The sequence below is a fragment of the Minwuia sp. IMCC3060 genome (assembly GCF_029909435.1).
Taxonomy (GTDB): Bacteria; Pseudomonadota; Alphaproteobacteria; order Minwuiales; family Minwuiaceae; genus Minwuia.
This window is the reverse complement of record NZ_CP123782.1, coordinates 843,415-867,662: the sequence shown is the minus strand read 5'-3', so window position 1 is coordinate 867,662 and position 24,248 is coordinate 843,415. Positions and strand designations below refer to the sequence as shown.

Here is a 24,248-nt window from a genome sequence, read left to right as displayed (position 1 = left end):
CTTGCATATGACGCCCGGTCGGCCCAACCGCAAGCCCGCTCAGCCCTCGAACCAGTCGAACTGCGGCCCGGCGATCTCGCGCAGGCGGGCATAGTCATCGGCGAACATGTCCCGAAGCATCGCGCGCACGTCCGCCGGAATGCGGTCGTCGTAGCCGCCGACATTCTGCGGCGCATAGTCGATGCCGTGGGCCGGTTCCAGTTCCAGGAAGCCGAAGACACGCTCGGTTTCCGTCTCGGGGTCCGCGAAGAAGGCTTCCGACTTGATCAGGCAGACATTCTCCGCCCCCAGCACCGACTGCAGACGCTCGACCTGCGGCGCGTAACGGCTGCGGTCGACGTAGGAGAAATGCTGATGCGCCCATGACTGGTAGTTCGGATCCTGGCGGATCTTCTCGGCCTCCCCTGCCAGCCGTTCCGGCTCCCGCGCGATGGCATCGGCCAGCGAGAGATCGTCCTGATCCTTCTTCTTCTCGTGCCAGTAGTGGGAGAAGGTGCGGTCGATGGGGTCGCGCAGCATGGCGATGACGCGCACGCCGGGCAGGTCCGCCGCCATCCGCTCGATCGCCAGCGGGTGATACATGTAATAGGGGCTGGCCTCGAACGTCAGCACCGCCGCGCCGAGTTGCTTCTCCAGTTCCAGCTTCTCCGCCGTACGGGCGAAATGGCCGCGATACCAGTTCTCCCCGCGCGGATAGCCATAATCGAAGTAATGCACTTCCTTCGACGACGGCGGCAGGACCAGCGGATGCTGCTGCAGATAATGGTGCAGGGAGGTTGTCCCGGCCTTCTGCGCGCCGACGATGATGAAATCCGGCAGCACCCGATCATGCGCCGAGACCGCGACCTTGGCCCGGTGTCCGGCGTTGCGTATCAGGTCCTTGGTTCGCTGCCACATGCGCCTGCTGTCCGTCCCGTTGAAATGCTCCGCCGGAAGATGCACCAGTCCGCCGCCCGCCGCAAACCCAAGACGGTTTGCAGATGGCGGCAAGAGGTTCAGACTGCGCCGGTCAAACGGTAGGGGAGGACCGCATCATGAGCTACAAGCACCCGGCAGAACCTGAATTCGGCGGCACGATTGGGCGCACCTTCAACGAGTCGGAAGCCTGGTGGCCGGAACCGAAACTGCCGCGCGGCAAGCCCAATGTGCTGCTGATCGTGCTGGATGATACCGGCTTCTCGCACTTCGGCAGCTATGGCTCCACCATCGAGACGCCGAACGTGGACCGGCTGGCGGCAAACGGGCTGCGCTATTCCAGTTTCCATACCACGTCGCTCTGTTCGCCGACGCGGGCCTGCGTCATGACCGGACGCAACCATCACACTGTCCGGATGCGCGCGATCTCGAACATGGACAGCGGCTTTCCCAACATGCGCGGCGCCATGCCCCGGTCCGCGGCAACGGTGGCCGAAGTGCTGCGCGACGACGGCTATGCCACATTCGCCACCGGCAAGTGGCATCTGGCCCCGATGGTGGAATGTTCCGCCGCCGGGCCGTTCCACAACTGGCCGCTACAGCGTGGCTTCAACCGCTATTACGGCTTCATGCAGGGGGAGACGGACCAGTTCAGCCCGGAGATCACCTGCGACAATCACCTGATGTCGCCACCGGGCACACCGCAGGACGGCTATCATTTCTCCGAGGACATGGTGGATCAGGCCATGGGCATGATCCGCGACACCACCTCGCTGGTGCCGGAGCGACCGTTCTTCATGTACATGGCCTTTGGCGCCACCCACTCCCCGCATCAGGCGCCGCAACCGTATCTGGACAAGTACCGGGGCCGTTTCGACGCCGGCTGGGATGCGGCGCGGGAGGAATGGTACGCCCGCCAGAAGGCATCCGGCATCATTCCCGCCAACACCAAGCTCGCGCCGCGCAACCGGGGCGTGGAGGCCTGGGATGACCTGTCCCCCAACCAGCAGGCCTTCGCCAACCGGTTGCAGGAAGCCTTCGCCGGGATGCTGGACCATACCGACCACCAGATCGGCCGCATGGTGGATTTCCTGGCCGAGATCGGACGACTGGATGACACCATGATCGTCGTGATGTCCGACAATGGTGCCAGTCAGGAGGGCCAGTCGACGGGCGTCTTCGACGAGATGCGCCACTTCAACCAGCTGCACGAGGACGTTGACGAGGCGGTGAAGCACCTGGACCTGATCGGCGGCCCGCGCAGCCACTCCAACATCCCCTGGGGCTGGGCCCAGGCGGGCAATGCGCCGCTGAAATGGTACAAGCAGAACACCCATGGCGGCGGCACCCGTGATCCGCTGATCATCCACTGGCCCAACGCGCTGAAGGGTCAGGAGGGCCAAATCCGCCGCCCGTTTGCCTATGCCACCGACATTGCCGCCACCATCCTGGACGTGGCCGGTGTCGGCATGCCGGACGAGGTTGCGGGCGTGCCGCAGATTCCCATGACCGGCGTCAGCCTGAAGGACACGCTGACCGACCCCGACGCGAAGCCGGACAGGGACGTGCAGTACATGGAGATGCTGGGCCATCGCGGCATCTGGATGGATGGCTGGAAGGCCGTCACCTGGCACCGCCGGGGCAAGAGCTTCGATGATGACCGGTGGGAACTCTACAATCTGGATGAGGACTTCTCCGAGTGCGACGACCTGGCGGAGCGCGAACCTGCCAAGCTGAAGGAACTGACCGACCGCTGGTGGGTGGAGGCGGAGCGTCATGGCGTGCTGCCGCTGGACGACCGCGGCGCGGGGATGCTGTTCCGCGCCTCCCGCCTGCCAGGCACGCCAACGGCGCGGCGGCGTTATGTCTATTACCCGCCCGTCAGCCACATCGTGGCGGACGCCTGCCCCAGCCCGGCCCGCAGTTTCACCATCACCGCGACCATCGAACATCCGGCAGGCGATGGTGACGGCGCCATCCTCGCCCGCGGCACCATCAACAGCGGTCTGGCGCTCTATGTCAGCGGCGGCAGGGTGGTCTTCGACTACAACTGCTTCCGCGAACACAGCCGGATCGCGACGGAAACGCCGCTCAGCCCCGGCGCACACGAGGTCGTGGTGCAGGTGGACCGCAATGCCGACCAGTCGGCCACCGCCACCCTGTCCGTGGACGGCACGGTGGCCGGGACTGCCCACATTCCGATGCTGCTGCGCATCATCTCCTCCACCGGCATGGATTTCGGACGCTCCAACGCACCCGTGACCGACGACTATCTGGCACCCTTCATCTATCCGGGCCGGATCAGCCGCGTGGTCATCCAGTTGCCGGAGGTCGCGACGGCAAAGGACCGGGAAGCGGAGGTGGAGGCGGAAGCGCGTGCGGCCATGACCCGGCAGTAGACGGCCCCGAGTTCAGGGCTGCATCGGAGGCACCGGTCAGGCTATAACCGCCCGCATGATTGATTTTGATCCTGATCTCGATTTCGCGGGCGAAGACCTGCCGCCAACGCTGCGCGCGGTAGGCATGTTCGCCCAGACCCTGACCCAGGTGCGCTGGTTTCACCGTGTGGGCGAACTGTTGAGCGCGGAGGAAGCGGACGCGGCCCATGCCTATCTCTCCGCGCTGGGGTTCCCCGATGCGGGCCCTGCGGAAATCGGCGACTGGATGGAAGCCGAGGAAGCCGCCGGCAACAGCGACTGGAACAGCACGGGCTGGGAGGCGGAGGAGCAATTGCGCGCCGCCCTTTCGGTGCAGGCGGTCGACATCATCGGTGACGAGCAGGCGGTACTGGTCGCCCTGACGCATGTGACCAGCACGGCGTCGGAAGCTGTCCATGCGGCAGCCGCGCAGGCAGCTTCCCGTTTCGGCATAGATGACGAGGGGCTGATTCGTGCCGCCGCCGGTTCGGCGACCCAGGGTGCCTACCTCGCGGCACTGGTGCTGGCGGCGGGAGAGGACGAGGAACATGCCTTCGCGCACAAGTTCCGGCTCTTCGAATCCGGGCGCTGGCCCCTTGGCGTGACAGGTGCCACCCTGAACATCTTCTGATCCGATTCTTGCCGATTCCGGCGCTCTGCCCCTGCCCGCCCGCCAACGAACACAGGCTGCCCCATGTCGACCACCCGTATCGCCACCTGGAACATCAACTCCGTGCGCCTGCGCCTGCCGATCGTGCGGCGCTTCGTGCAGACCTACCGGCCGGACGTGATCTGCCTGCAGGAGATCAAGTGCGAGGATGGCAAGTTCCCCTACCAGGACTTCCGGGAGATGGGCTATCCGCACATGGAGGTCTTCGGCCAGAAGAGCTATCACGGCGTCGCCACCGTCTCCCGCGTGCCGCTGACGGGTACCGAGCGGCTGAAATGGGCCGGCAAGGATGACACCCGCCATCTGCTGACCCGCCTGCCCGGCGACGTGGAGGTGCACAACTTCTATGTGCCCGCAGGCGGTGACGAACCGGACCCGGCGGTGAACGAGAAGTTCGACCACAAGCTGCGGTTCCTGGACGAGGTGACGGCCTGGTTCGCGGAACGCCGGACGGACAGTGCCAGGGCCATCGTGGTGGGCGATCTGAACATCGCCCCGCACGAGAATGACGTCTGGTCGCACAAGAAACTGCTGAAGGTCGTCAGCCATACCCCCATCGAGGTGGCCCGCATGGCGGACTGGATCGCATCCCACGGGTTCCATGACGTGGTGCGCGCGTTCGTGCCGGATACCGAACAGCTCTACAGCTGGTGGAGCTACCGCGCCAAGGACTGGGATGCCGCCGACAAGGGCCGTCGCCTGGACCATATCTGGGTCACACCCGCACTGGTCGGTGCGCCGAAAGGCATGGAAGTGGTACGCGAAGCCCGCGGCTGGGGCGAGAAGCCGTCCGATCATGTGCCGATCTGGATGGACATCGACCTGGGCTGAACCTGCCCGGGCCTGCCCTTGCGACGAATGGTCATTTCCGCCCGGCCCGCGTAGCGCCGAAGATCGGCGGCATCCTCTTCCAGCATGCCGATCTGCGCGATGAAGCCCAAGCTGCTCACGACGTTGCCGTCCTACACACGCCACCTGTTCATGGCGGATGTGGCCGCCGGGCTGACCGTGGCGATGGTTGCGCTGCCCCTGTCGATCGCCATTGCCATCGCCTCGGGCGCCGATCCTGCCGCCGGTCTGGTGACGGCAGTGGTGGCGGGTTTTCTCATCTCTCTGCTCGGCGGCAGCCGGGTGCAGATCGGCGGTCCGACGGGTGCGTTCATCGTCGTCGTCTACGGGGTCATTGCCAACCACGGTTATGACGGCCTCGTCCTGGCGACGCTGATGGCCGGGCTGATCCTGCTCATCGCAAGTCTGCTGCGGGCCGGAACCCTGATCGCGCATGTGCCGGAGGCGGTGATCAACGGTTTCACCATCGGGATCGCGATCATCATCGCCACCAGCCAGATGAAGGACCTGCTCGGCCTGCAACTGGCCAGCGTCCCCGCTGACTTCGTGCCGAAGGTGGCGGCGCTGCTGTCCGTCCGCGACAGCTTCAGTCCGGCGGCGCTGGGCATCGGCCTCGCCACGGCAGCCCTGATCATCGTCCTGCGCAAGATCGCGCCCCGGTTTCCCGGCCTGATCGTCGCCGTCGCGGCCACGTCCGCAGCGGTGGCGCTGCTGGACCTGCCGGTGGAAACCATCACGTCACGCTTCGGCCCCCTGCCCGATGGTCTCCCGATGCCCGAGCTGCCGGTGATCACGCTGGCGAAGGTGACGGAACTGCTGCCCTCCGCCTTCGTCATTGCCTTCCTTGCCGGTATCGAATCCCTGCTCTCCGCCATCGTTGCCGACCGGCTGATCGACGGGCACTACCGTCCCAACGCCGAACTGATCGCCCAGGGTACGGCAAACATCGGCTCCGCCCTGTTCGGCGGCCTGCCCGCGACCGGCGCCATCGCCCGCACGGCAACCAACGTCCGCGCCGGTGGCAGGACTCCCGTGTCGGGCATGGTCCATGCCCTCGCGGTGCTGGCGATGATGATGGTCGCCGCACCGCTGGCCGGGCACCTGGCGCTGCCGGCCCTGGCCGCGCTGCTGATCATCACCGCCTGGAACATGAGCGAGCCTGACAAGTGGGGCAGCTATCTCAGGGAACCGGTCGCGGACCGGGTCCTGATCCTGCTGACGCTGGTGCTGACGGTTCTGGCCGACCTGACGGTTGCCATCGGCGTTGGCGTGGCCCTCGGGCTGGCGCTTCGGCTGCACCGGCGGAACGCCGGACCGCCCGACTGGACCCCGCGGGACCGATAGCCGGATCGCAGCGGGCTGACCGGTCGATCACATCCAACTACCTGATCTATAACGTTTTTCATGATCTGAACCAGAGTTGCAGATGCCCAAACTCCGGTTCGGAAGCTGCGACCTGCACCTTCCGGATGATTGTGCATCGACGTGTCCGGGACCTTGTTTGCGGGGCGGCCATCGAGCGAACGGACCGCACGTCAGATGCAACAGGAGATCACGAAGATGAACATGCGCATTCCCGCCCGATTGGTACTCGTCGCCATGCTGGCACTTCCCGCTACCGGCGCCTTCGCCAGCGAACGCCGCGACGCAACCACGGCTGCGCAGGAGCAGGCCATCCGCGACACCCTCACCGCCCAGGGCTACGAGGTCCGCAAGATCAAGCGCGAGGACGGACTGTTCGAGGCCTATGCGATCAAGGATGGCAAGCGTCTGGAGATCTATCTCGATTCCGCGATGAACATCGTCCGCACCAAGCGCGACGACTGAACCAGCGGCAAGGGGCGATGGCACGATCCGTCGCCCCTATCCCGAGACCGGAGTTTGAAGTCATGAAACGCATTCGTGTGTGGGACCTGTTTGTCCGGGTCTTTCACTGGTCACTTGTCATCCTCTTCGGCGCGAATGCGCTGATCATCGATGAGGACAGTGCCGTTCACGAGTGGATCGGCTATGCCGTCGTCGCCCTGATCGTCGCGCGCATCATCTGGGGGCTCGTCGGCACCCGCTACGCACGGTTCAGCAGCTTCCCGCCCAGCCGCTCAGCCGCGATGGAGCAGATGACCGATATCGCAGCGGGGCGCACCCGCGCGCATGTCGGACATACGCCGCTGGGCGCCTGGATGATCTACAACCTGCTGGTCACGATGCTGCTGATCGGCCTGTCGGGCTACCTGATGACCACCGACATGTTCTGGGGCATGGAATGGACCGAGGAACTGCACGAAATCCTGGTCTCATGGGCAGAACTGTCTGTCGTTGCCCACATTGCAGCGGTGATCTTCGAAAGCCGTCGCCTGCATGTGAACCTTCCACGCGCCATGGTGACCGGATACAAGGAGAACATGCCCGAATGAGGACATGATCCGTGACACATCCTGCAAGCCTGTCCAACAAAACACCCCTTGGCCTGATGGCGCTGATCCTTATCCAGGTGATCTGCGCCATCTTCTTTGCGACTGACGTGATCTCGGACTTCGCGGAAAGCGGCATGGCATTGTCAGGCCGGTACCACCTGATCATCGAGTCCGGTGCGACGGTCTCGCTCTGCGCCGCGATCCTGCTGGAAACGCGCTACTTCCTCTATCTGCTGCGCCGGAAGGCGCATCTGGAGAAGAGCGCATCCGTCGCCACGATGGCCGTGTTCGACATCATCGAGAGCCATTTCGATGCCTGGCAGCTCACCCCCTCGGAACGCGACATTGCCATGTTCCTGGTCAAGGGGCTCGGCATTGCGGAAATCGCGAAGATGCGCGGCAGTGCCGAAGGCACGGTCAAGTCGCACCTGAACGCGATCTACCGCAAATCGGGGACAGCCAATCGCGGCGAACTGTTGAGCAGCATCATCGACACGCTGATCGAGGAACGCCCGGCCAGCCCCTGAAACCTGCGGACAGGCAACCTGCCGCCGCATCCCGGTGGTTCACTGCGTGGCGACGTTCTCCGCCAGCCAACGCTTCATCCGCGCCATTGCCTCTTCGATATTGTCGATGGAGCTGGCGCAACTGAACCGCAGATAGCCCTCCCCGAACCGGCCGAAGCTGGTGCCTGCAATGGCGGCGACGCCGGTTTCCTGCAACAGGCGGTCCTGCATCGTGGCGCTGTCGAGGCCTGTACCGGTGATGTTCGGGAAGGCATAGAACGCGCCCCTGGGCATCACGCAGGACACGCCGGGCATGTCGTTCAGCAGCGCGACCATGCGGGTGCGGCGGACATCGAAGGCCGCGACCATTTCCTGCACCGCATCCTGCGGTCCCTCCAGCGCGGCGATACCGGCAAACTGGGTCGCGGCATTGACGCAGGAGTGGGTATTGACCGCCAGCTTGCCCGCCAGCGGTGCCAGACTGGCCGGCCACAATCCCCAGCCAAGCCGCCAGCCGGTCATGGCGTAGGTCTTCGACCAGCCATCCAGCACGATCAGCCGGTCTCGGATAGACGGGTAGTCGAGCAGGGTGACGTGATCCAGTCCGTCGTAGGTCATGCAGGAATAGATCTCGTCGGACATGATTGCGACATCCGGGAACCGCGCCAGTCCCTCCACCAGCCGGTCGATCTCGGCACGCGGCACCACGCCTCCCGTCGGATTGGCCGGGGAGTTCAGGATGATCAGCCGGGTGCGATCAGTGATCTGCGCCAGGACTTCCTCCGCCGAGAAACTGAATCCATTGGCTTCATGCAGGCGGATAGGCACCGCCCTGGCACCGGAGAACTCGATCATGGAGCGATAGATCGGGAAACCCGGATCCGGATACATGATCTCCGCGCCGGCCTCACCGAACATCAGCATGGCGAAGGCCATGGTGACCTTGCCGCCCGGCACGCAGACGATGTGGTCGGGATCGACCTCCGCGCCGTGACGGCGGTGAATGTCGGCAGCCACGGCAGCCCGCAGTTCGGGGATGCCATTGGCAGGCGTGTAGCCGTGATGACCATCGGCCAGCGCCTTGCGCCCGGCCTCCACGATGTGGCCCGGCGTCGGAAAGTCCGGCTGCCCGATGCCCAGATTGATCACCGACTTGCCCTGCGCCGCCAGCGCATTCGCCCGCGCCAGCACCTCGAACGCCGTCTCCGTCCCGAGCTGCGCCATCCGGCCACTGAGTTGCATCACGCCCCCTCCCTGCTTCATTCGTTTCGCGTTCTCATAGAGCGATTGGCAGGTGTCCGAAAGTGCTGCATCGGAAGACACCGCGTTTCAAGCTTCTCCCGCCCCACGGTTTGTGGTCAGCTTGATACATAACAACAAGATTGGGAGCGAAAATCGACATGCAGGATCTGGCAGGGAAAGTGGCATTCGTCACCGGCGCGGCGAGCGGTATTGGTCTGGCGATTGCGCGGTCGATGCATCAGTCGGGCATGAAGGTGATGCTGGCGGACATAGATGCCGACGGCCTGGCCCGCGCGGCGGCGGAGCTTGGGACCGGCACCGCGACCGTGATCTGCGACGTGCGCGATGCGAAATCCGTGCAGGCGGCGGCGGACTCGACCATCGAGACTTTCGGCAAGGTGCATGCGGTGGTGAACAATGCCGGTGTCGGGCTGGGCGGTGCCCCCGGTTCGATCCCGCTGGAGGACTGGCGCTGGATCGTCGACATCAACCTGATGGGCGTCGTGCACGGGGTCGAGATCTTCACACCGCTGATCAGGTCGCATGGTGAAGGCGGACACTTCATCAACACGGCCTCCATGGCCGGTCACTGGACCAATGCCAACATGGGTCCCTATTGCGCCACCAAGTTTGCCGTCGTCGGCTATTCGGAATGCCTGAACGAGGCGCTGGCCCCGGAGGGAATCGGTGTCTCGGTGCTGTGCCCCGGCTTCGTGCAGACCAGCATCGCCACCAGCGGCACCGCGCGCCCGTCCGGCATCATCCCCACACGCCCTGCCCCGACAGCCGACAGTGACACACCGCCGATCCCGGATGCCGGGTCACTGGTGGCCAACGGGATGCCGCCGGAGATCCTGGGTGACTGGGTCGTGGAATGCATGCAGCGCGACGCGCGCTATATCTTCACCCATCCCGACATGGCCCCGCTGATCGACATGCGCCATGCCGCGATCAAGGAAGAGTTCGCGCGCAGCGCGGCCAATGCGACATTGAAGGCCAATCAGACAGCCCACGGCTGAGGGGGAGAGGCAAGGCCATGGCCGACCTGATCGAACTGAGTTCACGCATCATCGACCAGGGCGACGAACAGGCGCCCGGCCTGCTGAACCGCGTCACCCGTGAACTGTCGGAAGTGGCCGACGGTGTCGCGGTGGTCGAAGCCTTCAGCCATGTGGTCAGCTTCCGCACCGACGACGGGCTGGTGCTGTTCGATACCAGCCTGCAGGCCCATGCACCTGCGATCATCAAGGCCCTGCGCGGCTGGTCGAAGGCCCCGGTCCATTCCATCGCCTTCACGCATGGACACATCGATCACATCGGCGGCACACAGGCCTTTCTGGATGAAGCCACGGACGCCGGAAATCCCCGCCCGCGCATCATCGGGCATGAGAATGTGGCCCCCCGCATCGACCGCTACATCAGGACCAACGGCTACAACGGCCACATCAATGCCCGCCAGTTCGGTCCCAACCGGCCCGGTGGCCAGCCAAGGGTGGAGCGTGACGGTCCACCGCCGTTCGGTCCGAAATCCTGGGTCAAGCCCGACACCACCTTCGTCGATCGCATGAACATCCGTGTCGGCGACGAGCATGTGGAACTGTTCCACGACAAGGGGGAGACCGACGATCACCTCTGGGCATGGTGGCCGGAACGAAAGGCGATCTGTGCCGGGGACTTCATCATCTGGATGTTCCCCAACGCCGGAAATCCTCAGAAGGTCCAGCGCTACCCGCTGGAATGGGCAAGGGCGCTGCGCCAGATGCGGGCGATGAAGCCGGAACTGATCCTGCCCGCCCACGGGCTGCCCTTCGCCGGGCAGAAGCGCATTGCCACCGTCCTCGACGACATGGCCTGCGCCCTGGAGGGGCTGGTGGAGGACACGCTGTCGATGATGAATGACGGCGCGCGCCTGAACGACATCATCCACAGTGTCCGGGTGCCCGACGACCTGCTGGCGAAACCCTACCTGCGCCCGTTCTATGACGAGCCGGAGTTCGTCGTGCGCAATATCTGGCGGCTGTATGGCGGCTGGCACGATGGCAACCCGGCCAACCTGAAACCGGCCCCCGACGCGGCGCTGGCGTCGGAGCTGGCGCGACTGGCGGGTGGCGCACCGGCACTGGCCTACCGGGCACGCGAACTGGCGGAGGCAGGGGAGCATCGGCTTGCCTGTCACCTGGCAGAATTCGCGGCACAGGCCGCGCCTGAAACCGCTTCCGTTCATGCCGCGCGGGCCTTCGTCTACCAGAAGCGAAGGGAGACCGAACTGTCGCTGATGGCGAAGGGCATCTATGGCGCCGCCGCGCGCGATTCGGAGGCCAAGGGCCAGTTGAATACGAAGGCTCAGCCGGACAGCTGAATGGCCGAGCCCTGGGGAGGGGAAACGCATGACAGTCAGGATCGAGAAGGACGGCCACGTCTGGACCGTCATTCATCACCGCCCGGAAGCCCGGAACGCCATGGACCCGGAGAGCTCCATTGCGCTGAACGATGCCTTTCTGGCATTCGAGCGTGATGATGAGGCGCGGGTGGCCGTGTTCTTCGGCGAAGGGGGTGCCTTCTGCTCCGGCTGGGACCTGAAGCACGCGGCGGCGCTGGAGGCGCGCGAGCCCGGCCAGCAGGCGCTGGACGAGCTGCACTTCACCGCCGACGGTCCCGCGCCGGGACCCGGCGACGACATTCCGCGCGGCCCCATGGGGCCAAGCCGCCTGGAACTGGACAAGCCGGTGATCGGTGCCATCGCCGGGCCGGCCGTGGCCGGTGGCATGGAACTGGCCATGTGGTGCGACTTCCGGGTCATGGAGGAAAGTGCCTATATGGGTGTCTACTGCCGTCGCTGGGGTGTGCCGCTGATCGACGGCGGCACGGTGCGCCTGCCCCGGCTGGTCGGTCAGGGACGGGCCATGGAGATCATCCTGACCGGGCGGAAGGTGCCTGCGGAGGAATGCATGCGTATCGGCCTGTGCGAACATGTGGTGGCGGACGGAACCAGCCGGCAGAAGGCGGAGGAACTGGCGCACCAGATTGCCCGGTTCCCGCAGAACTGCATGCGCGCCGACCGGCGCTCCACCATCCGCCAGCACGGTCTTTCGGTGCGGGAAGGCCTTGCGCAGGAATGGCAGAACAGCCGCGCCCAACTGGCGCGCGAAGGGATTGCCGGGGCCGCCCGGTTCCGGGACGGCAAGGGACGCGGCGGCGATTTCGCCGACATCTGAATATCGGCGGGGAGGCCGAAACATGAGCTTGTTCAACAAGGTACTGATCGCCAATCGCGGAGAGATCGCCTGTCGGGTCGCGACGACACTGCGGGAGATGGGGATCGTTTCCGTCGGCATCCATCACGCAGCCGACAGTCTTTCCGCCCATGTGGGCGCGGTGGACGAGGCTGTGCTGATCCAGGGCGAGACCCCTGTCGCGGCCCATCTGGACGTGGCGCAGATCCTGAAGGTTGCGCGCGAGTCCGGTGCCGATGCCATCCATCCCGGCTATGGCTTCCTGTCAGAGAACGCGGGCTTCGCCGAAGCGGTAAGAGGTGCCGGACTGACCTTCATCGGCCCGGACCCGGACTGCATCCGGCTGATGGGCGACAAGATCGAATCGCGGAAGTTCGCGGAGACACATGGTGTGCCCGTCGCCCCCTCCGTCCTGCCGACCGGCGACATCGACAGTTTCATCGCGGAGGCCGCGCGTATCGGCTTCCCCCTGCTGGTCAAGGCATCCGCGGGTGGCGGTGGCAAGGGCATGAGCATTGTCCGTGACCCCGCGGATCTGGCCGATCAGGCCCGACGGGCGGCGAGCGAGGCAGAACGCTATTTCGCGGATGGCCGGGTCTATGCCGAGCGCTATGTCGACCGCCCGCGCCACATCGAGGTTCAGGTGCTGGGCGATGGCACAGGCAAGGTCGTGCATTTGCATGAGCGCGAATGCTCCATCCAGCGCCGGTTCCAGAAGATCGTCGAGGAAGCACCCTCCGCCGGACTGCCCGACGCCCTGCGCGCGGAGATCTGCGCGGCGGCGGTACGGCTGGCCAGCGCCGCGAACTATCTCAATGCGGGCACCGTGGAGTTCATCCTGGCCCCCGACGGCGCATTCTATTTCCTTGAGATGAACACCCGTCTGCAGGTCGAGCATCCGGTGACCGAGATGGTGACCGGCATCGACCTGGTCCGGAAACAGGTGGAGATCGCGGCAGGTCAGGGCCTCAGCCTCGAACAGGACGAGGTGGCGCTGAACGGCCATGCCATCGAATGCCGCATCTGTGCCGAGGACCCGACGAACGGTTTCCTGCCGGAGACCGGGCGGGTGTTGCTGCTCGATCCGCCGACGGACGATCACATGCGGTTCGAGAACGGGCTGACCCAGGGCCAGTCCGTCACCAGTGACTTCGACCCGATGCTGGCCAAGCTGGTGGTGCATGGACCAGACCGTCCCGGCGCGGCGGACCTGATGCGCAAGGCCCTGCGGGACACCACCCTGCTGGGTGTCGGCACCAACATCGACTATCTGGCCGACATCGTGGCCCATCCGGCGTTCCGCTCAGGCGACCTGCACACGGGTTTCGTCGAGGAGCATGCGGAAAGCCTGACCCGGTCGGAACCGGATGGAAAGACCGTCGACACCGTGCTGGTCGCGGCGCTGAACGGCCACGACAGCTTCCGCCGCCAGAACGACAATTACCCCGAGCCCTATGCCAGCATGGGGCACTGGCGGAACTGATCCGGCGATACCGGCGGCTCAGGCTATGGCGCCACCGGTCCGCATCGCCGCGATGTCATCTTCCGAATAGCCCCATTCGCCCAGGATCTGGTCGGAATGTTCGCCGATCGACGGCGCATGGGTCATCGCGTCCGCGCCCTCGATGCGCGGCAGGCCGGGGATGTGCGGCATCGGCACGGTGCCGGTCGAGGTGTGCTCGACATAGGCAATCGCCTCCACCGCCCTGGTGTGCGGATGGTCCATCAGTTCGCGATAGGTCTGCACCGGGGCATTCATGACCCCCGCCGCCGTCAGCGCCTCGGCCCAGTCCTGCGTCGAGCGGGTGCTGAAGACATCGCGGATCATCGGCATCAGCTCGGCCTCGTTCCGCAGCCGCAGCTCACCGGAGCAGAAACGCGGATCATCCTTCCATTCCGGCTTGCCCATGACATCGCAGAGCGTCTGGTAATGCGCCTCCCGCATCGCGGTGATGTTGATGAAGCCGTCGGTGGTCGGCATGGTGCCCACGGGGACGTAGAGCGGCTGGCTCTGGCCCTTTTCCAGATAGAACTCCATCACCTTTGCCGCCTGGAACGCTGCAGCGCTCTGCATCAGATTGTTGTCGATGTAGCAGCCGGTGCCATAGCGGAACTTCCGCATCAGTGCGGTCGAAAGCGCATGAAATGCATAGAGGCCGGTGGTGACATCGATGGGGATCATGTTCAGCCGCTGCGGAATGCCATCCTTGTCGCGGTTGACCGTCATCAGGCCCGAGTAGGCCTGGATGACCGCATCGGTCACCGGACGGTTGGAGTTCGGGCCGGACTGGCCGAAGCCCGTGACCGAAAGATAGATGACGTTCGGATTGACCGCCTTCACCTGGTCGTAGGACAGACCGAACTTCGCCATGACGCCGGGACGGAAGGCTTCCACGATCACGTCGGCCTTTTCCGCGATGCGCCGGGCAACCGCCAGCGCGTCAGGGTTCTTCATGTCCATGGCGAGCGACCGCTTGCCCCGGTTGAAAGCGATGGAATGGGCGCACTGGTCGCCGTAGATCGCGCCCAGGGCACGTCCCCAGTCGCCTGCCAGAGGCTCGACCTTCATCACGTTGGCACCATGCTGGGCCAGCAGCATGGTCGAATGCGGCCCGGCCACACCCTGTGAAAAGTCCAGCACGTTGATTCCATCAAAGGCGCGCGGTTCGTCAGTCATTCGGGTCCCCCCAGCTCTCGATCATCTCCGCTGGCGAACCCGACATATGCCGGACACCGGGCGGCCTTCCTCCCCGGAAAGCAGAACACTTCTAGCAAAGTTGCCCCCGCCGTCTACCGGCAAGATCGGCAATGCAGTCATTCGGCCCGTTGCGGCGCCGGTACGGCCAGCATCTCCAGCAGCAGGTCGGCCAGTGCCTCGACCGACGGGGAGAGCCTGCTGCCGTTGGCGTGGAACAGGTAGGTCTTCAGGTCAGGCAGCACCGGAAAGCCTCTGTCGAGCACACGCAGCTTTCCCGAGACGGCATCGACGGGCAGGACGGTCACGGCCAGTCCGGCCTCCACAACGCAATCCAGTCCGGCCCGGCTGGTGCTCTCATAGGCGAAGCGAAAGGGCATGCCATGGTCGTCCAGCGCCTGGACCGCCGCCTTCCGGTAAATGCAGTCCGGTGCGAAGATGGCGAGCGGCAGCGGATCCACCTCCGGCGCGTCGGAATGCCGTGCCGCAGCCCAGACGAGGGGCCTGTGCATGATCTGCTGCCCGCCCGACCGGCCACAGCGCTGGGTCACGAAAGCCAGATCCGCATCGCCGGCTTCCAGACGCTCCAGCGCCTCCCAACTGCGGTTGCAACTGAGTTCGACCTGAACCAGCGGAAAGCGCCTGTCGAACTCGGTCAGCACCGGGGGCAGAAAGCACATGGACATGTCGGTGGCGGCAAGCCGGACACGTCCCCGCTCGACCTGCTGCCCCAGTTCCATCATCGCGTCCGCCGTCAGGCGCATGACACGGTGCGCGTACCGCAGCACGATCTCGCCCTCCCGCGTCAGACGGACTTCCCGGCTCGTGCGGTTGAGGACGCGGACCTGCAACGCCTCCTCCAGCCGCTTGATCTGCATGCTGACTGCGGATTGCACGCAGTTGAGGCGTTCGGCGGCGCGGGTGAAGTTCCGGGTCTCGGCGACGGTCACGAAGGCCCGCAGCAGACCCGCATCAATCGGTTGGGAAGGCTCCAGCATCAATTTTCCTGATGATCAGATCAATTCTATTCGTTTCACGAATTCCACTACCGCACCTACCTTGCGCCGACAACCTGTCCCTGACGTCGCGAGCACCTGACCATGAACAGAAAACTCTGGATTGCCCTGATCTGCGCCGGCTGCGTCCTTGGCCTGTCCGTCGGCTTCCGTCAGGCGCTTGGCCTGTTCCTGACACCGGTCTCCGAATATCTGGGCTCGGGGCGGGAGGCCTTCGCGCTCGGCATGGGACTGATGAACCTGTTCTGGGGTCTGGGCGCGCCCTTTGCCGGGGCGCTCGCCGACCGTTTCGGGGCCGCATGGGTCATCGCGCTGGGCGGGCTGGCCTATGGCGCCGGCCTGGCTGTCATGACCCTGCCTGGAACGGGCGATCAGCTGCTGGTCGGTGGCGTGCTCATCGGGCTGGGCCTGAGCGGTTCCGGCTTCACCGTCATCCTCGGCACCATCGGCCGCATCACGCCGGAGAAACATCGCAGCACCGCCCTGGGACTCGCCTCGGTCGGCGGGTCCATCGGCCAGTTCATGTCCCTGCCCTATACCCATTTCATCATCGACGGATTTGGCTGGTCGAACGCGCTGCTGATCCTGGGAGCCTCCGCCTGCCTGATCGTGCCGCTGGCCTATGGCCTGGCCAGCAAGCCTGTCGTCACCGACACCGGCCCGGAGCAGAAGATCGGTGAAGCCCTGCGCGCCGCCTTCGCGATCCCGAGTTTCTGGCTGCTGAACGCCGGGTTCTTCGTCTGCGGCTTTCATCTGGCCTTCGTCGGCGTCCACCTGCCGGGATTCCTGAGTGATCGCGGCTTCGATCCGTGGCTGGCCACGGTCTCCCTGACCATCGTCGGGCTGACCAACATCGCGGGCAGCTACGCCTGTGGTGTGCTGGGCGGCAAGTATTCCAAGAAGAACCTGCTCAGCCTGCTCTACCTCGCCCGCGCCGCGATCTTCCTGCTGTTCATCCTGACGCCGGTGACGGAGCTGACCGTCATGATCTTCTCTGCCGCCATCGGACTGCTCTGGCTTGGCACCGTACCGCTGACCAGCGGGCTGGTGGGACACATCTTCGGAACCCGCTACATGTCGATGCTGTTCGGCATTGTCTTCATGGGCCACCAGTTCGGTGGCTTCCTGGGGGCCTGGATCGGGGGTTATGCCTACGACACCTTCGGGTCCTACGACGCCATGTGGTGGCTCAGCATCGCCCTCGGCGTCGCCTCCGCCGCGATCCACTGGCCGATCGCGGAGAAACCGGTCGCCGTCTCCCCCGCCTGAACCGGCGATATCCGGCGTTGCCTGGCAGCGCCGTTGTTGCTATTGAGAGTCAATTGCATTATTAAGAACTCCTGTCATCTGCCGGACGCCTGTCCGCAGCATTTTCCGAAACGTCAGGAATATCTGGCCCATGATCTCCATCCGCACCGCGCTGGTCGGCCTGTTCCTTTTCGCGGCTTCCGCCGCCTCCGGGGCGGAGACGCGTGAACCGGGCATCGGTCTGGAACTGAACAGGCTGGAAGCCGTGGAGGGCGCCTGCCGCGCCTATGTCGTGCTGCAGAACGATACCGACGCGGCCTTCTCCGCCCTGCGCTATGACCTGGTCATCTTCGATGCCGACGGCATCGTCACCCGGCGACTGGCGCTGGAGACCGCGCCGCTGGTCGCGGGCAAGACGAGTCTGAAGGTCTTCGATCTGGCGGAGATCGCCTGTGACGGCATCGGGCGGATTCTGGTGAACGGCATCCTCGAATGCACGGACCAGAACGGCGAGCGTGACGATTGCCTGTCCCTGGTACGAACGACCTCCCGCAGTGACGTTTCCCTGATCAAGTAAGGGCCGAACCGATGCAGACCGAAGTGACCCTCCCGCCCTCCGCTGCTGCACCGGACGGACCATTGGCCGATCTGCTGGCCATGCTCCAGTCCGGCGGCCCCGTGGTGGCACTGCTGATCGCCATTTCGGTCGCGGCAACAGCCATCGTGCTCGCCAAGGCCTGGCAACTGCGCGGCATCCGTTCCGCCGATGCAGCCATGACCGGCGATGCCCTGTCGCTCTGGCAGGCGGGCCGGACGGGAGAGGCCGTGACAAGGTTGCAGGGTTCGACCGGGCCGCTCGCCGCGACAATCGCCGCCGCCATGCGCGGCATCCGGCAGGGTATGGACCCGGAGGTTGTGCGGGCAGAAACCATGCGCTGCGCCGCCGACGCGCTCGAAGCCTGCCGCACCGGCCTGCGCGCCCTGGAGGTCATCGCCTCCCTCGCTCCCCTGCTCGGCCTTTTCGGCACCGTGCTGGGCATGATCGAGGCGTTTCGCCAACTGGAAGCCGCGGGCAACCAGGTCAACCCGGCCATCCTGTCGGGCGGCATCTGGGAGGCGCTGCTGACCACGGCGGTGGGCCTCGCCGTCGCCATCCCGGCGGTCGTGGCCCTGAACTGGCTGGAGCGCCGGATCGAGCGGCTGGCCCACACGGCGGACAGCGCCATCACCCGCCTGTTCACCCAGAACCTTCCACCGGCACAGCATGCGGAGGCTTCCCATGTCGGCGATCTTCACCCCGCCGCCGTCGCTCAGGGCGGCGACTGACGGACGCCGTCGGGCACTGATCAGCCTGACACCGCTGATCGATGTCGTCTTCATCCTGCTGGTCTTCTTCATGCTCGCCTCCTCCTTTCTCGACTGGCGTGCCATCGACCTCGATCCGCCCGCCAGGGCAGGCGCAGCAAAGGCGCTGACCGGTGCCATGCTGGTGGATGTCCGCGCCGACGGGCTGTGGTTGTCTGGCGAAATCCTGTCCCTGAACCTGATTGTTGAACGGTTGAGACAGGTCGCTGAAGATCACCCCGACCGCCCCCTCATCGTGCGTCCTGCGGACGGCGTTTCCCTGCAGCGCACGATCACTGTGCTGGATCGCCTGGCCGGGAGCGGGATGCGGAACATCTCCCTGGCCCGCCCGGAGCAGAACCGTTGAGCCTCGCCCGCATCCACAGGACGCGTCCACGCAACGACGACGATCGTGTCCTGCCCCTGATCAACGTCGTCTTCCTGCTGCTGATCTTCTTCATGGTGGCGGGGCACCTCTCCGCGACCGATCCCTTCACCGTCACCCCGCCGCATTCCGTCACCGAAGCGGCGCCCGACAGGAACACGCACCTGATCCTGATCGACCGGCAGGGCCAACTGGCGCTTGATGGGCTGCCGCTGTCGGAGGCTGCATTGATCGAGGCTTTCGGGCGCAGTCCGATGACCACAGTCCGGGTCAAGGCCGACGGTGCCGTGGATGCGATCAGGGTTATCGCCCTGATGGAGCGCCTGCGTGGCGCCGACCTGACGGATATGCAATTGCTGACCGTCCCGGCAGGCGAATGAACCACATCCCTCCCCCCGGCTGGTTCCCGGCCCTGATCGTGGCGCTGCTGCTTCACGCGACCATCGCCGTCGCCATGCTGTTGCAGGCACCGACCAGCGGCACGCCCCTGCCCGGCGTGTCCGGCATGCAGGTCGGCCTTGCCGCTTCGGGAGGTGCCTTGGGCGAGGTGGCGGAGGTCGAAGGCGTGCCAGCGGAAGCCGGCCCCCTCTCACCGGAGACGGCAGAAACAGTGACCGCGGAACCGGTCGCCGAGGCCATGCCTGCACCTGAGCCAGCCGTCGCGGCACCGGAGGCCGCCGCCGTTCCCGCCCCGGCCGAAGCCACTTCACCTGCCCCGCAGCCGGTTGTAGCCACAGGCCCGACCGGGACGGCGGCAAGGGTTGTCACTGAAGGGATCGAAACCGCCGACGCAACGCCGGAGCCGGTGACCGAGGCCGTTGCCGCCGTCTCGCCGCCACCACTCCCGGTGCCGCGCCCGAGGCCGGAGGTGGTTCAGACCGCCGAACCGAGGGAAGCGACTGCCGTGAACGTGACGACACCGGCGTCCCGGACCGGGCCTGCCGTCGAGGCGGTCAGGACGGGCGGCCCTGGTGAAGCAGTGCAACAGGCTGCGCTGGTGACCGGTGGTGGCGGCCGCTCCGGTGACCGGTCCGGAGCCGGCAAGTCCAGCCAGGGCGGCACCCGCTCCGGCGGCGGCAGTCCGGGTGAGCGGCAGGACTATCTCACCCGTCTGCTGAACTGGCTGGAACGCCACAAGGAATACCCCCGCCGGGCGCAAAGGCGACGGCAGGAAGGCACGGCGATGCTGTTCTTCCGCATGGATCGCGACGGGCGGGTGACGGAGTTCCGCATCGAAAAGGGCTCCGGCCACGCCCTGCTCGACGCCGAAGTCGAGGCCATGATCCAGCGCGCCCAGCCCCTGCCCGCCATGCCGGACTTCATGCCGCAGAGCCAGCTCGAACTGGTGGTGCCCGTGAAGTTCGCACTGCGCTGACGCCGCCTGCATGGCGGCCCGGGATCAGGCTGGGAAGTGGGAAATTGGTGGAGCCGAGGGGAATCGAACCCCTGACCTTCGCATTGCGAACGCGACGCTCTCCCATCTGAGCTACGGCCCCACAACAGCACCGGACACTTGGCCCGGAGCCGCGCTTTCTTAGGTGCCTGTGGCCTGCCAAGTCAAGCGGGAAAGCGGGTTTCGCACCGCACCCCCTTGCCCCGCTTACACATCGGTTGCAGAATCACAATCAAGATCATAATTTCAATGACTCTTTTCTTCAGGCACCCATGATGGTCAACCAGCGACTCGATCTCCTGACCGATTATCCGTTTCAGCGGCTGCGTGATCTGCTGGGTGATGCACCGGCAGGCGGGCCGGAGGGGGCGGAACCGATCAGCATGGCGCTGGGGGAACCGCAGCTTGGCGCGCCGCCGCTGCTCATGCAGGCGCTGACCGCCGCCGCCGGGGATTTCGGCAAGTATCCGGCGGTCAACGGCACCCCCGGCCTGCGCCGGGCCATTGCCGAATGGCTGGACCGCCGCTACGGGCTTGGCGCCGGACAGGGCATCGACCCGGAAACGGAGGTCATTCCGCTGAATGGCACGCGGGAGGGCCTTTTTGCGCTGGCGCAGATCGCGGTGCCCGCCGTGCGCGCGGCCACCCGTCCGCTGGTCCTGACACCGAACCCGTTCTACCAGTGCTATCTGGGTGCGGCGACCATGGCGGGGGCGGAGATCCGGCTGATGCCCGCGATCCGGGAGAACGGTTTTCTGCCGGATCTGGACACACTCGACGCGGAAACCCTGTCGCGCACGGCGCTGATGTACCTCTGTTCCCCCGGCAATCCGCAGGGGGCGATTGCCGACAGGGCCTATCTGAGGCGCGTGGTCGATCTGGCCAGGGCGCATGATTTCGTTCTGGCTCTGGATGAGTGCTACGCGGAGATCTATGACGAGGCCCCGCCGGTGGGCGGGCTGGAAGTCGCCGCCGCCACCCCGGACCGGTTCCGCAATGTCGTGGTCTTCCACTCCCTGTCGAAGCGGTCCAGCGCACCCGGCCTCAGGTCCGGTTTCATGGCAGGCGACCCGGAGATGGTGAAGCGCTTCGCCAAGCTGCGCAGTTTCGGCGGCGCACCGCTGCCCGGCCCCATCGCCGCCGCCTCCGAGGCACTGTGGCGCGACGAGGCCCATGTCGAACAGACGCGCCAGCACTATCGCGCCCTGTTCGATCTGGCCGACAGCCTTCTGGGCAACCGCCCCGGCTACTACCGGCCGGCAGGCGGCTTCTTCGTCTGGCTGGATGTCGGCGACGGTGCGGCCTTCGCCCACCGGGCCTGGACGGAGGCCGGCGTGCGCGTCCTGCCCGGCGGCTATCTGGCGCGCGAGGAACCCGACGGCAGCAACCCGGGGGAGCGCTACGTGCGGCTGGCCCTGGTACAGGATCACGCAACGACCGGTGAGGCGCTGAAGCGCCTTGCCGCACTGATGGACAGTTGAGGACAGCATCATGGCAGGAACCGCCCGTGCACGAATGGGTTTCGCACCGCCGGAACTGAAGCGTTTCCTGCGTCGCCGCCTGCAGGAGATCGCCGGTCTGCTGGTGATTGCCCTGTCCGCCCTCGCCCTGGCTGCGGTCGCGACCCACAACCCCGCGGACCCGAGCTGGAACGTTGCCACCGGCACCCCGGCCACCAATCTGCTGGGCCTGCCGGGCGCGGTGATCGCCGATCTGGCCCTGCAGATCATGGGTCCGGTCTCCCTGCTGCTGTTCGCCATACCGCTCTGTCATGGTGTGCGGGAGGTCGTGCACCAGCGCGCCAGCCGGTTGCGCTTGCGCGGGCTTGCCTGGATCACGGGCGGGATTCTGGCGGCGACCGGCTTCGCCCTCGGGGCACCGGACATGGCACTGGAGCCGCTGGTCACGGGCGGCCTCGTGGGCACCTGGATTTCAGGGCTGGTGCTCATGGTTCCCGAACTGCCGCCCCTGGGCTACACCGCGCTTGCGGCGGGCTTCACCTTCCTGGGACTGGGCCTGCTGGTCGCCGCATCGGCCATTCCGCTGCACTGGTTCGGCGCGCCGTTTGCCTGGATGATTGCCAGGGCCTTCAACCGAAACAGCAGCAAGACTGTCGCGCAGCGCAAGGCGCGGTCATGGTCCCTTCCCAGCCTGCCTCGCCTCCGGCTGCCCCGGATCAGCCTGCCAACACTGAAGCGGGCACCGCGGGAGGACGCCGAGGAGCGGGCCGAACCGACGATCAGGCCGTCAGCCGACAGCCCGAAACGGACATCGGCCCCGGCGGGGAAACCGGCCCGGAAGGCCAAGGCGAAGCCCGCGCCGAAGGACCGCAAGGTGGAGCCCGAGCTCGATCTGGAGCCCGAGCCGGATCTGGAGGATGCAGGCGATCTGCTGCCGCCGCTCTCGCTGCTCTACGAACCCACCGCCGCCGACTACCCGGAGCGGGCCAGCGACGAGGAACTGCAGGCCAATGCACGGATGCTGGAAAGCGTGCTCGACGACTTCGGCGTCAAGGGCGAGATCACCGATGTCCGCGCCGGTCCCGTTGTCACCCTCTACGAACTGAAGCCCGCACCGGGCACCAAGTCATCGCGGGTGATCGGCCTGGCCGACGACATCGCGCGCTCCATGAGTGCCATCTCCGCCCGTGTCGCGGTGGTGCCGGGCCGCGATGCGCTCGGCATCGAACTGCCCAACAGCACCCGGGAAGTGGTCTATTTCCGCGAGATGCTGACCGGCGAGAAGTTCCATACCGGCCCCGGCACCCTGACCATGGCCCTGGGCAAGGACATCGGCGGGTCGCCGGTCTACGCCGATCTGGCGCGGATGCCGCATCTGCTGATCGCGGGCACCACCGGATCGGGCAAGTCGGTGGCCGTGAACACCATGATCCTGTCCCTGCTCTACCGCCTGCGCCCGGAACAGTGCCGCATGATCATGATCGATCCGAAGATGCTGGAACTCTCGGTCTATGAGGGCATTCCGCATCTGCTGACGCCCGTGGTCACCGATCCGAAGAAGGCGGTCGTCGCCCTGAAATGGGCGGTGAAGGAGATGGAGCAGCGCTATCGCCGCATGTCGGAGCTGAACGTGCGCAACATCGCAGCCTTCAACGAGCGGCTGGCGGCAGCCACGTCGGCAGGCGAGAACCTGACCAAGCGGGTGCAGACCGGCTTCGATCCGGAGAGCAGCGAGGCGGTGTTCGAGGATGTGGAGCTGGACTCCTCCCCCATGCCGCAGATCGTCATCGTCGTGGACGAGATGGCCGACCTGATGCTGGTGGCCGGCAAGGACATCGAGGGCGCGATCCAGCGTCTCGCCCAGATGGCCCGCGCCGCCGGCATCCATCTGATCATGGCGACGCAGCGGCCCTCCGTCGATGTCATCACCGGCACGATCAAGGCCAACTTCCCGACCCGCATCAGCTTCTCCGTCACCTCCAAGATCGACAGCCGCACGATCCTGGGCGAACAGGGGGCGGAGCAGCTTCTGGGTCAGGGTGACATGCTCTATCAGCCGAATGGCACCAGGCTGCTGCGCGTGCATGGCCCCTTCGTCTCCGACAGCGACGTGGAGCGCATCGCCAAGTGGATTTCCAAGACGGGCCGTCCGGAATATCTGGAGGAAGTGACCCGCGACGATGAGGAGGAGGAAGGCTTCACGGCCAGCGGCGGCTCCATCGACGAACCCATGTTCGACGAGGCGGTCGAGATCGTCGCCCGCGCCGGCAAGGCCTCCACCAGCTTCATCCAGCGCCAGCTCAAGATCGGCTACAACCGCGCCGCCGGCATCATCGACGAGATGGAAGCCCAGGGCATGGTCTCCGAACCCGATCACAAGGGCAAACGCGAGGTCCTGCTGCGGAACCCGGACGAGGAGTAGAGTCGGCTGAGCGCTTGCAATTGGGAACAAATATGTTAC

At 65.8% G+C, this 24,248-nt stretch carries 23 protein-coding genes and 1 tRNA gene; 19 read left to right on the top strand and 5 right to left on the bottom strand.

The features are described 5' to 3' along the window. Positions 1–39: 39 nt before the first annotated feature. The gene (locus QGV54_RS04015) at positions 40–897 is read right to left on the bottom strand and encodes a sulfotransferase (RefSeq protein ID WP_281018142.1); all 858 of its coding nucleotides are present in this window, start codon (positions 895–897) and stop codon (positions 40–42) included. Positions 898–1,034: 137 nt separating this feature from the next. On the opposite strand from QGV54_RS04015, the gene QGV54_RS04010 reads away from it, so the two are divergent. The 7 genes from QGV54_RS04010 (at position 1,035) to QGV54_RS03980 (ending at position 7,792) form a co-directional block, all read left to right on the top strand. Continuing rightward, positions 1,035–3,314: an arylsulfatase gene (locus QGV54_RS04010; protein ID WP_281018143.1), complete on the top strand. Its 2,280-nt coding sequence runs from the start codon at positions 1,035–1,037 to the stop codon at positions 3,312–3,314. A gap of 55 nt (positions 3,315–3,369) precedes the next feature. Beyond that, complete coding sequence (locus tag QGV54_RS04005; RefSeq protein WP_281018144.1) at positions 3,370–3,963, top strand: hypothetical protein; 594 nt, start codon at positions 3,370–3,372, stop codon at positions 3,961–3,963. 63 nt (positions 3,964–4,026) lie between these two features. Then, the gene (xth, locus tag QGV54_RS04000; RefSeq protein ID WP_281018145.1) at positions 4,027–4,833 is read left to right on the top strand and encodes an exodeoxyribonuclease III; all 807 of its coding nucleotides are present in this window, start codon (positions 4,027–4,029) and stop codon (positions 4,831–4,833) included. A gap of 99 nt (positions 4,834–4,932) precedes the next feature. Continuing rightward, the gene (locus QGV54_RS03995; protein ID WP_348637652.1) at positions 4,933–6,195 is read left to right on the top strand and encodes a SulP family inorganic anion transporter; all 1,263 of its coding nucleotides are present in this window, start codon (positions 4,933–4,935) and stop codon (positions 6,193–6,195) included. Between the two features lie 216 nt (positions 6,196–6,411). Then, complete coding sequence (locus tag QGV54_RS03990) at positions 6,412–6,678, top strand: PepSY domain-containing protein (protein ID WP_281018147.1); 267 nt, start codon at positions 6,412–6,414, stop codon at positions 6,676–6,678. A 62-nt stretch (positions 6,679–6,740) separates the two neighbouring features. Then, positions 6,741–7,265, top strand: coding sequence for a cytochrome b/b6 domain-containing protein (locus QGV54_RS03985; protein WP_281018148.1), 525 nt, complete (start codon positions 6,741–6,743; stop codon positions 7,263–7,265). 56 nt (positions 7,266–7,321) lie between these two features. Continuing rightward, on the top strand, positions 7,322–7,792 hold the full coding sequence (locus QGV54_RS03980; RefSeq protein ID WP_281018149.1) for a helix-turn-helix transcriptional regulator: 471 nt from the start codon (positions 7,322–7,324) through the stop codon (positions 7,790–7,792). Between the two features lie 39 nt (positions 7,793–7,831). On the opposite strand, the gene QGV54_RS03975 is transcribed toward QGV54_RS03980, so the two are convergent. Further along, entirely contained in the window at positions 7,832–9,013 is a 1,182-nt protein-coding gene (locus tag QGV54_RS03975; RefSeq protein WP_281018150.1) for a pyridoxal phosphate-dependent aminotransferase, read from the bottom strand. A gap of 158 nt (positions 9,014–9,171) precedes the next feature. Here QGV54_RS03975 and QGV54_RS03970 point away from each other — a divergent pair, with 158 nt between their 5' ends. From QGV54_RS03970 to QGV54_RS03955, 4 genes are read left to right on the top strand one after another with little or no spacing between them, the layout of a single operon-like run. Then, positions 9,172–10,032 (top strand): SDR family NAD(P)-dependent oxidoreductase, encoded by an 861-nt coding sequence (locus tag QGV54_RS03970; RefSeq protein WP_281018151.1) that lies wholly within the window; start codon positions 9,172–9,174, stop codon positions 10,030–10,032. 17 nt (positions 10,033–10,049) lie between these two features. Further along, a complete protein-coding gene (locus QGV54_RS03965; RefSeq protein ID WP_281018152.1) occupies positions 10,050–11,372 on the top strand; it encodes an alkyl sulfatase dimerization domain-containing protein in 1,323 nt (440 codons plus the stop codon). A gap of 28 nt (positions 11,373–11,400) precedes the next feature. Continuing rightward, positions 11,401–12,228 (top strand): crotonase/enoyl-CoA hydratase family protein, encoded by an 828-nt coding sequence (locus QGV54_RS03960; RefSeq protein ID WP_281018153.1) that lies wholly within the window; start codon positions 11,401–11,403, stop codon positions 12,226–12,228. A 22-nt stretch (positions 12,229–12,250) separates the two neighbouring features. Continuing rightward, entirely contained in the window at positions 12,251–13,729 is a 1,479-nt protein-coding gene (locus QGV54_RS03955) for a biotin carboxylase N-terminal domain-containing protein (RefSeq protein WP_281018154.1), read from the top strand. An 18-nt stretch (positions 13,730–13,747) separates the two neighbouring features. Here QGV54_RS03955 and QGV54_RS03950 read toward each other — a convergent pair whose 3' ends face one another. After that, a complete protein-coding gene (locus QGV54_RS03950) occupies positions 13,748–14,923 on the bottom strand; it encodes a CoA transferase (RefSeq protein WP_281018155.1) in 1,176 nt (391 codons plus the stop codon). Between the two features lie 137 nt (positions 14,924–15,060). Next, a complete protein-coding gene (locus tag QGV54_RS03945; RefSeq protein ID WP_281018156.1) occupies positions 15,061–15,939 on the bottom strand; it encodes a LysR family transcriptional regulator in 879 nt (292 codons plus the stop codon). A gap of 102 nt (positions 15,940–16,041) precedes the next feature. Here QGV54_RS03945 and QGV54_RS03940 point away from each other — a divergent pair, with 102 nt between their 5' ends. The 6 genes from QGV54_RS03940 (at position 16,042) to QGV54_RS03915 (ending at position 20,309) form a co-directional block, all read left to right on the top strand. After that, positions 16,042–17,226, top strand: coding sequence for an MFS transporter (locus tag QGV54_RS03940; protein ID WP_281018157.1), 1,185 nt, complete (start codon positions 16,042–16,044; stop codon positions 17,224–17,226). A 130-nt stretch (positions 17,227–17,356) separates the two neighbouring features. Beyond that, complete coding sequence (locus tag QGV54_RS03935) at positions 17,357–17,782, top strand: hypothetical protein (RefSeq protein WP_281018158.1); 426 nt, start codon at positions 17,357–17,359, stop codon at positions 17,780–17,782. 62 nt (positions 17,783–17,844) lie between these two features. After that, on the top strand, positions 17,845–18,531 hold the full coding sequence (locus QGV54_RS03930; RefSeq protein ID WP_281018159.1) for a MotA/TolQ/ExbB proton channel family protein: 687 nt from the start codon (positions 17,845–17,847) through the stop codon (positions 18,529–18,531). Beyond that, a complete protein-coding gene (locus QGV54_RS03925) occupies positions 18,485–18,916 on the top strand; it encodes a biopolymer transporter ExbD (protein WP_281018160.1) in 432 nt (143 codons plus the stop codon). Before QGV54_RS03930 ends, QGV54_RS03925 begins: the two co-directional genes overlap by 47 nt. Further along, a complete protein-coding gene (locus tag QGV54_RS03920) occupies positions 18,913–19,314 on the top strand; it encodes a biopolymer transporter ExbD (RefSeq protein ID WP_281018161.1) in 402 nt (133 codons plus the stop codon). The genes QGV54_RS03925 and QGV54_RS03920 overlap by 4 nt, the downstream gene beginning before the upstream one ends. Beyond that, a complete protein-coding gene (locus QGV54_RS03915; RefSeq protein WP_281018162.1) occupies positions 19,311–20,309 on the top strand; it encodes a TonB family protein in 999 nt (332 codons plus the stop codon). The genes QGV54_RS03920 and QGV54_RS03915 overlap by 4 nt, the downstream gene beginning before the upstream one ends. A 45-nt stretch (positions 20,310–20,354) precedes the next feature. Here QGV54_RS03915 and QGV54_RS03910 read toward each other — a convergent pair. Next, positions 20,355–20,430 (bottom strand) — tRNA-Ala (locus QGV54_RS03910). A 169-nt stretch (positions 20,431–20,599) separates the two neighbouring features. Here QGV54_RS03910 and QGV54_RS03905 point away from each other — a divergent pair. Both QGV54_RS03905 and QGV54_RS03900 read left to right on the top strand, forming a co-directional pair. Continuing rightward, complete coding sequence (locus QGV54_RS03905; protein WP_281018163.1) at positions 20,600–21,808, top strand: aminotransferase class I/II-fold pyridoxal phosphate-dependent enzyme; 1,209 nt, start codon at positions 20,600–20,602, stop codon at positions 21,806–21,808. A gap of 10 nt (positions 21,809–21,818) precedes the next feature. Continuing rightward, complete coding sequence (locus QGV54_RS03900) at positions 21,819–24,209, top strand: DNA translocase FtsK 4TM domain-containing protein (protein ID WP_281018164.1); 2,391 nt, start codon at positions 21,819–21,821, stop codon at positions 24,207–24,209. Positions 24,210–24,248: the final 39 nt, after the last annotated feature.

What these genes read in the sequence shown, in the direction of transcription:
- QGV54_RS04015 (WP_281018142.1), bottom strand. Translation starts at nt 897, where the DNA reads ATGTGGCAGCGAACCAAGGACCTGATACGCAACGCCGGACACCGGGCC.
- QGV54_RS04010 (WP_281018143.1), top strand. Translation starts at nt 1,035, where the DNA reads ATGAGCTACAAGCACCCGGCAGAACCTGAATTCGGCGGCACGATTGGG.
- QGV54_RS04005 (WP_281018144.1), top strand. Translation starts at nt 3,370, where the DNA reads ATGATTGATTTTGATCCTGATCTCGATTTCGCGGGCGAAGACCTGCCG.
- xth (WP_281018145.1), top strand. Translation starts at nt 4,027, where the DNA reads ATGTCGACCACCCGTATCGCCACCTGGAACATCAACTCCGTGCGCCTG.
- QGV54_RS03995 (WP_348637652.1), top strand. Translation starts at nt 4,933, where the DNA reads ATGAAGCCCAAGCTGCTCACGACGTTGCCGTCCTACACACGCCACCTG.
- QGV54_RS03990 (WP_281018147.1), top strand. Translation starts at nt 6,412, where the DNA reads ATGAACATGCGCATTCCCGCCCGATTGGTACTCGTCGCCATGCTGGCA.
- QGV54_RS03985 (WP_281018148.1), top strand. Translation starts at nt 6,741, where the DNA reads ATGAAACGCATTCGTGTGTGGGACCTGTTTGTCCGGGTCTTTCACTGG.
- QGV54_RS03980 (WP_281018149.1), top strand. Translation starts at nt 7,322, where the DNA reads ATGGCGCTGATCCTTATCCAGGTGATCTGCGCCATCTTCTTTGCGACT.
- QGV54_RS03975 (WP_281018150.1), bottom strand. Translation starts at nt 9,013, where the DNA reads ATGCAACTCAGTGGCCGGATGGCGCAGCTCGGGACGGAGACGGCGTTC.
- QGV54_RS03970 (WP_281018151.1), top strand. Translation starts at nt 9,172, where the DNA reads ATGCAGGATCTGGCAGGGAAAGTGGCATTCGTCACCGGCGCGGCGAGC.
- QGV54_RS03965 (WP_281018152.1), top strand. Translation starts at nt 10,050, where the DNA reads ATGGCCGACCTGATCGAACTGAGTTCACGCATCATCGACCAGGGCGAC.
- QGV54_RS03960 (WP_281018153.1), top strand. Translation starts at nt 11,401, where the DNA reads ATGACAGTCAGGATCGAGAAGGACGGCCACGTCTGGACCGTCATTCAT.
- QGV54_RS03955 (WP_281018154.1), top strand. Translation starts at nt 12,251, where the DNA reads ATGAGCTTGTTCAACAAGGTACTGATCGCCAATCGCGGAGAGATCGCC.
- QGV54_RS03950 (WP_281018155.1), bottom strand. Translation starts at nt 14,923, where the DNA reads ATGACTGACGAACCGCGCGCCTTTGATGGAATCAACGTGCTGGACTTT.
- QGV54_RS03945 (WP_281018156.1), bottom strand. Translation starts at nt 15,939, where the DNA reads ATGCTGGAGCCTTCCCAACCGATTGATGCGGGTCTGCTGCGGGCCTTC.
- QGV54_RS03940 (WP_281018157.1), top strand. Translation starts at nt 16,042, where the DNA reads ATGAACAGAAAACTCTGGATTGCCCTGATCTGCGCCGGCTGCGTCCTT.
- QGV54_RS03935 (WP_281018158.1), top strand. Translation starts at nt 17,357, where the DNA reads ATGATCTCCATCCGCACCGCGCTGGTCGGCCTGTTCCTTTTCGCGGCT.
- QGV54_RS03925 (WP_281018160.1), top strand. Translation starts at nt 18,485, where the DNA reads ATGTCGGCGATCTTCACCCCGCCGCCGTCGCTCAGGGCGGCGACTGAC.
- QGV54_RS03915 (WP_281018162.1), top strand. Translation starts at nt 19,311, where the DNA reads ATGAACCACATCCCTCCCCCCGGCTGGTTCCCGGCCCTGATCGTGGCG.
- QGV54_RS03905 (WP_281018163.1), top strand. Translation starts at nt 20,600, where the DNA reads ATGATGGTCAACCAGCGACTCGATCTCCTGACCGATTATCCGTTTCAG.
- QGV54_RS03900 (WP_281018164.1), top strand. Translation starts at nt 21,819, where the DNA reads ATGGCAGGAACCGCCCGTGCACGAATGGGTTTCGCACCGCCGGAACTG.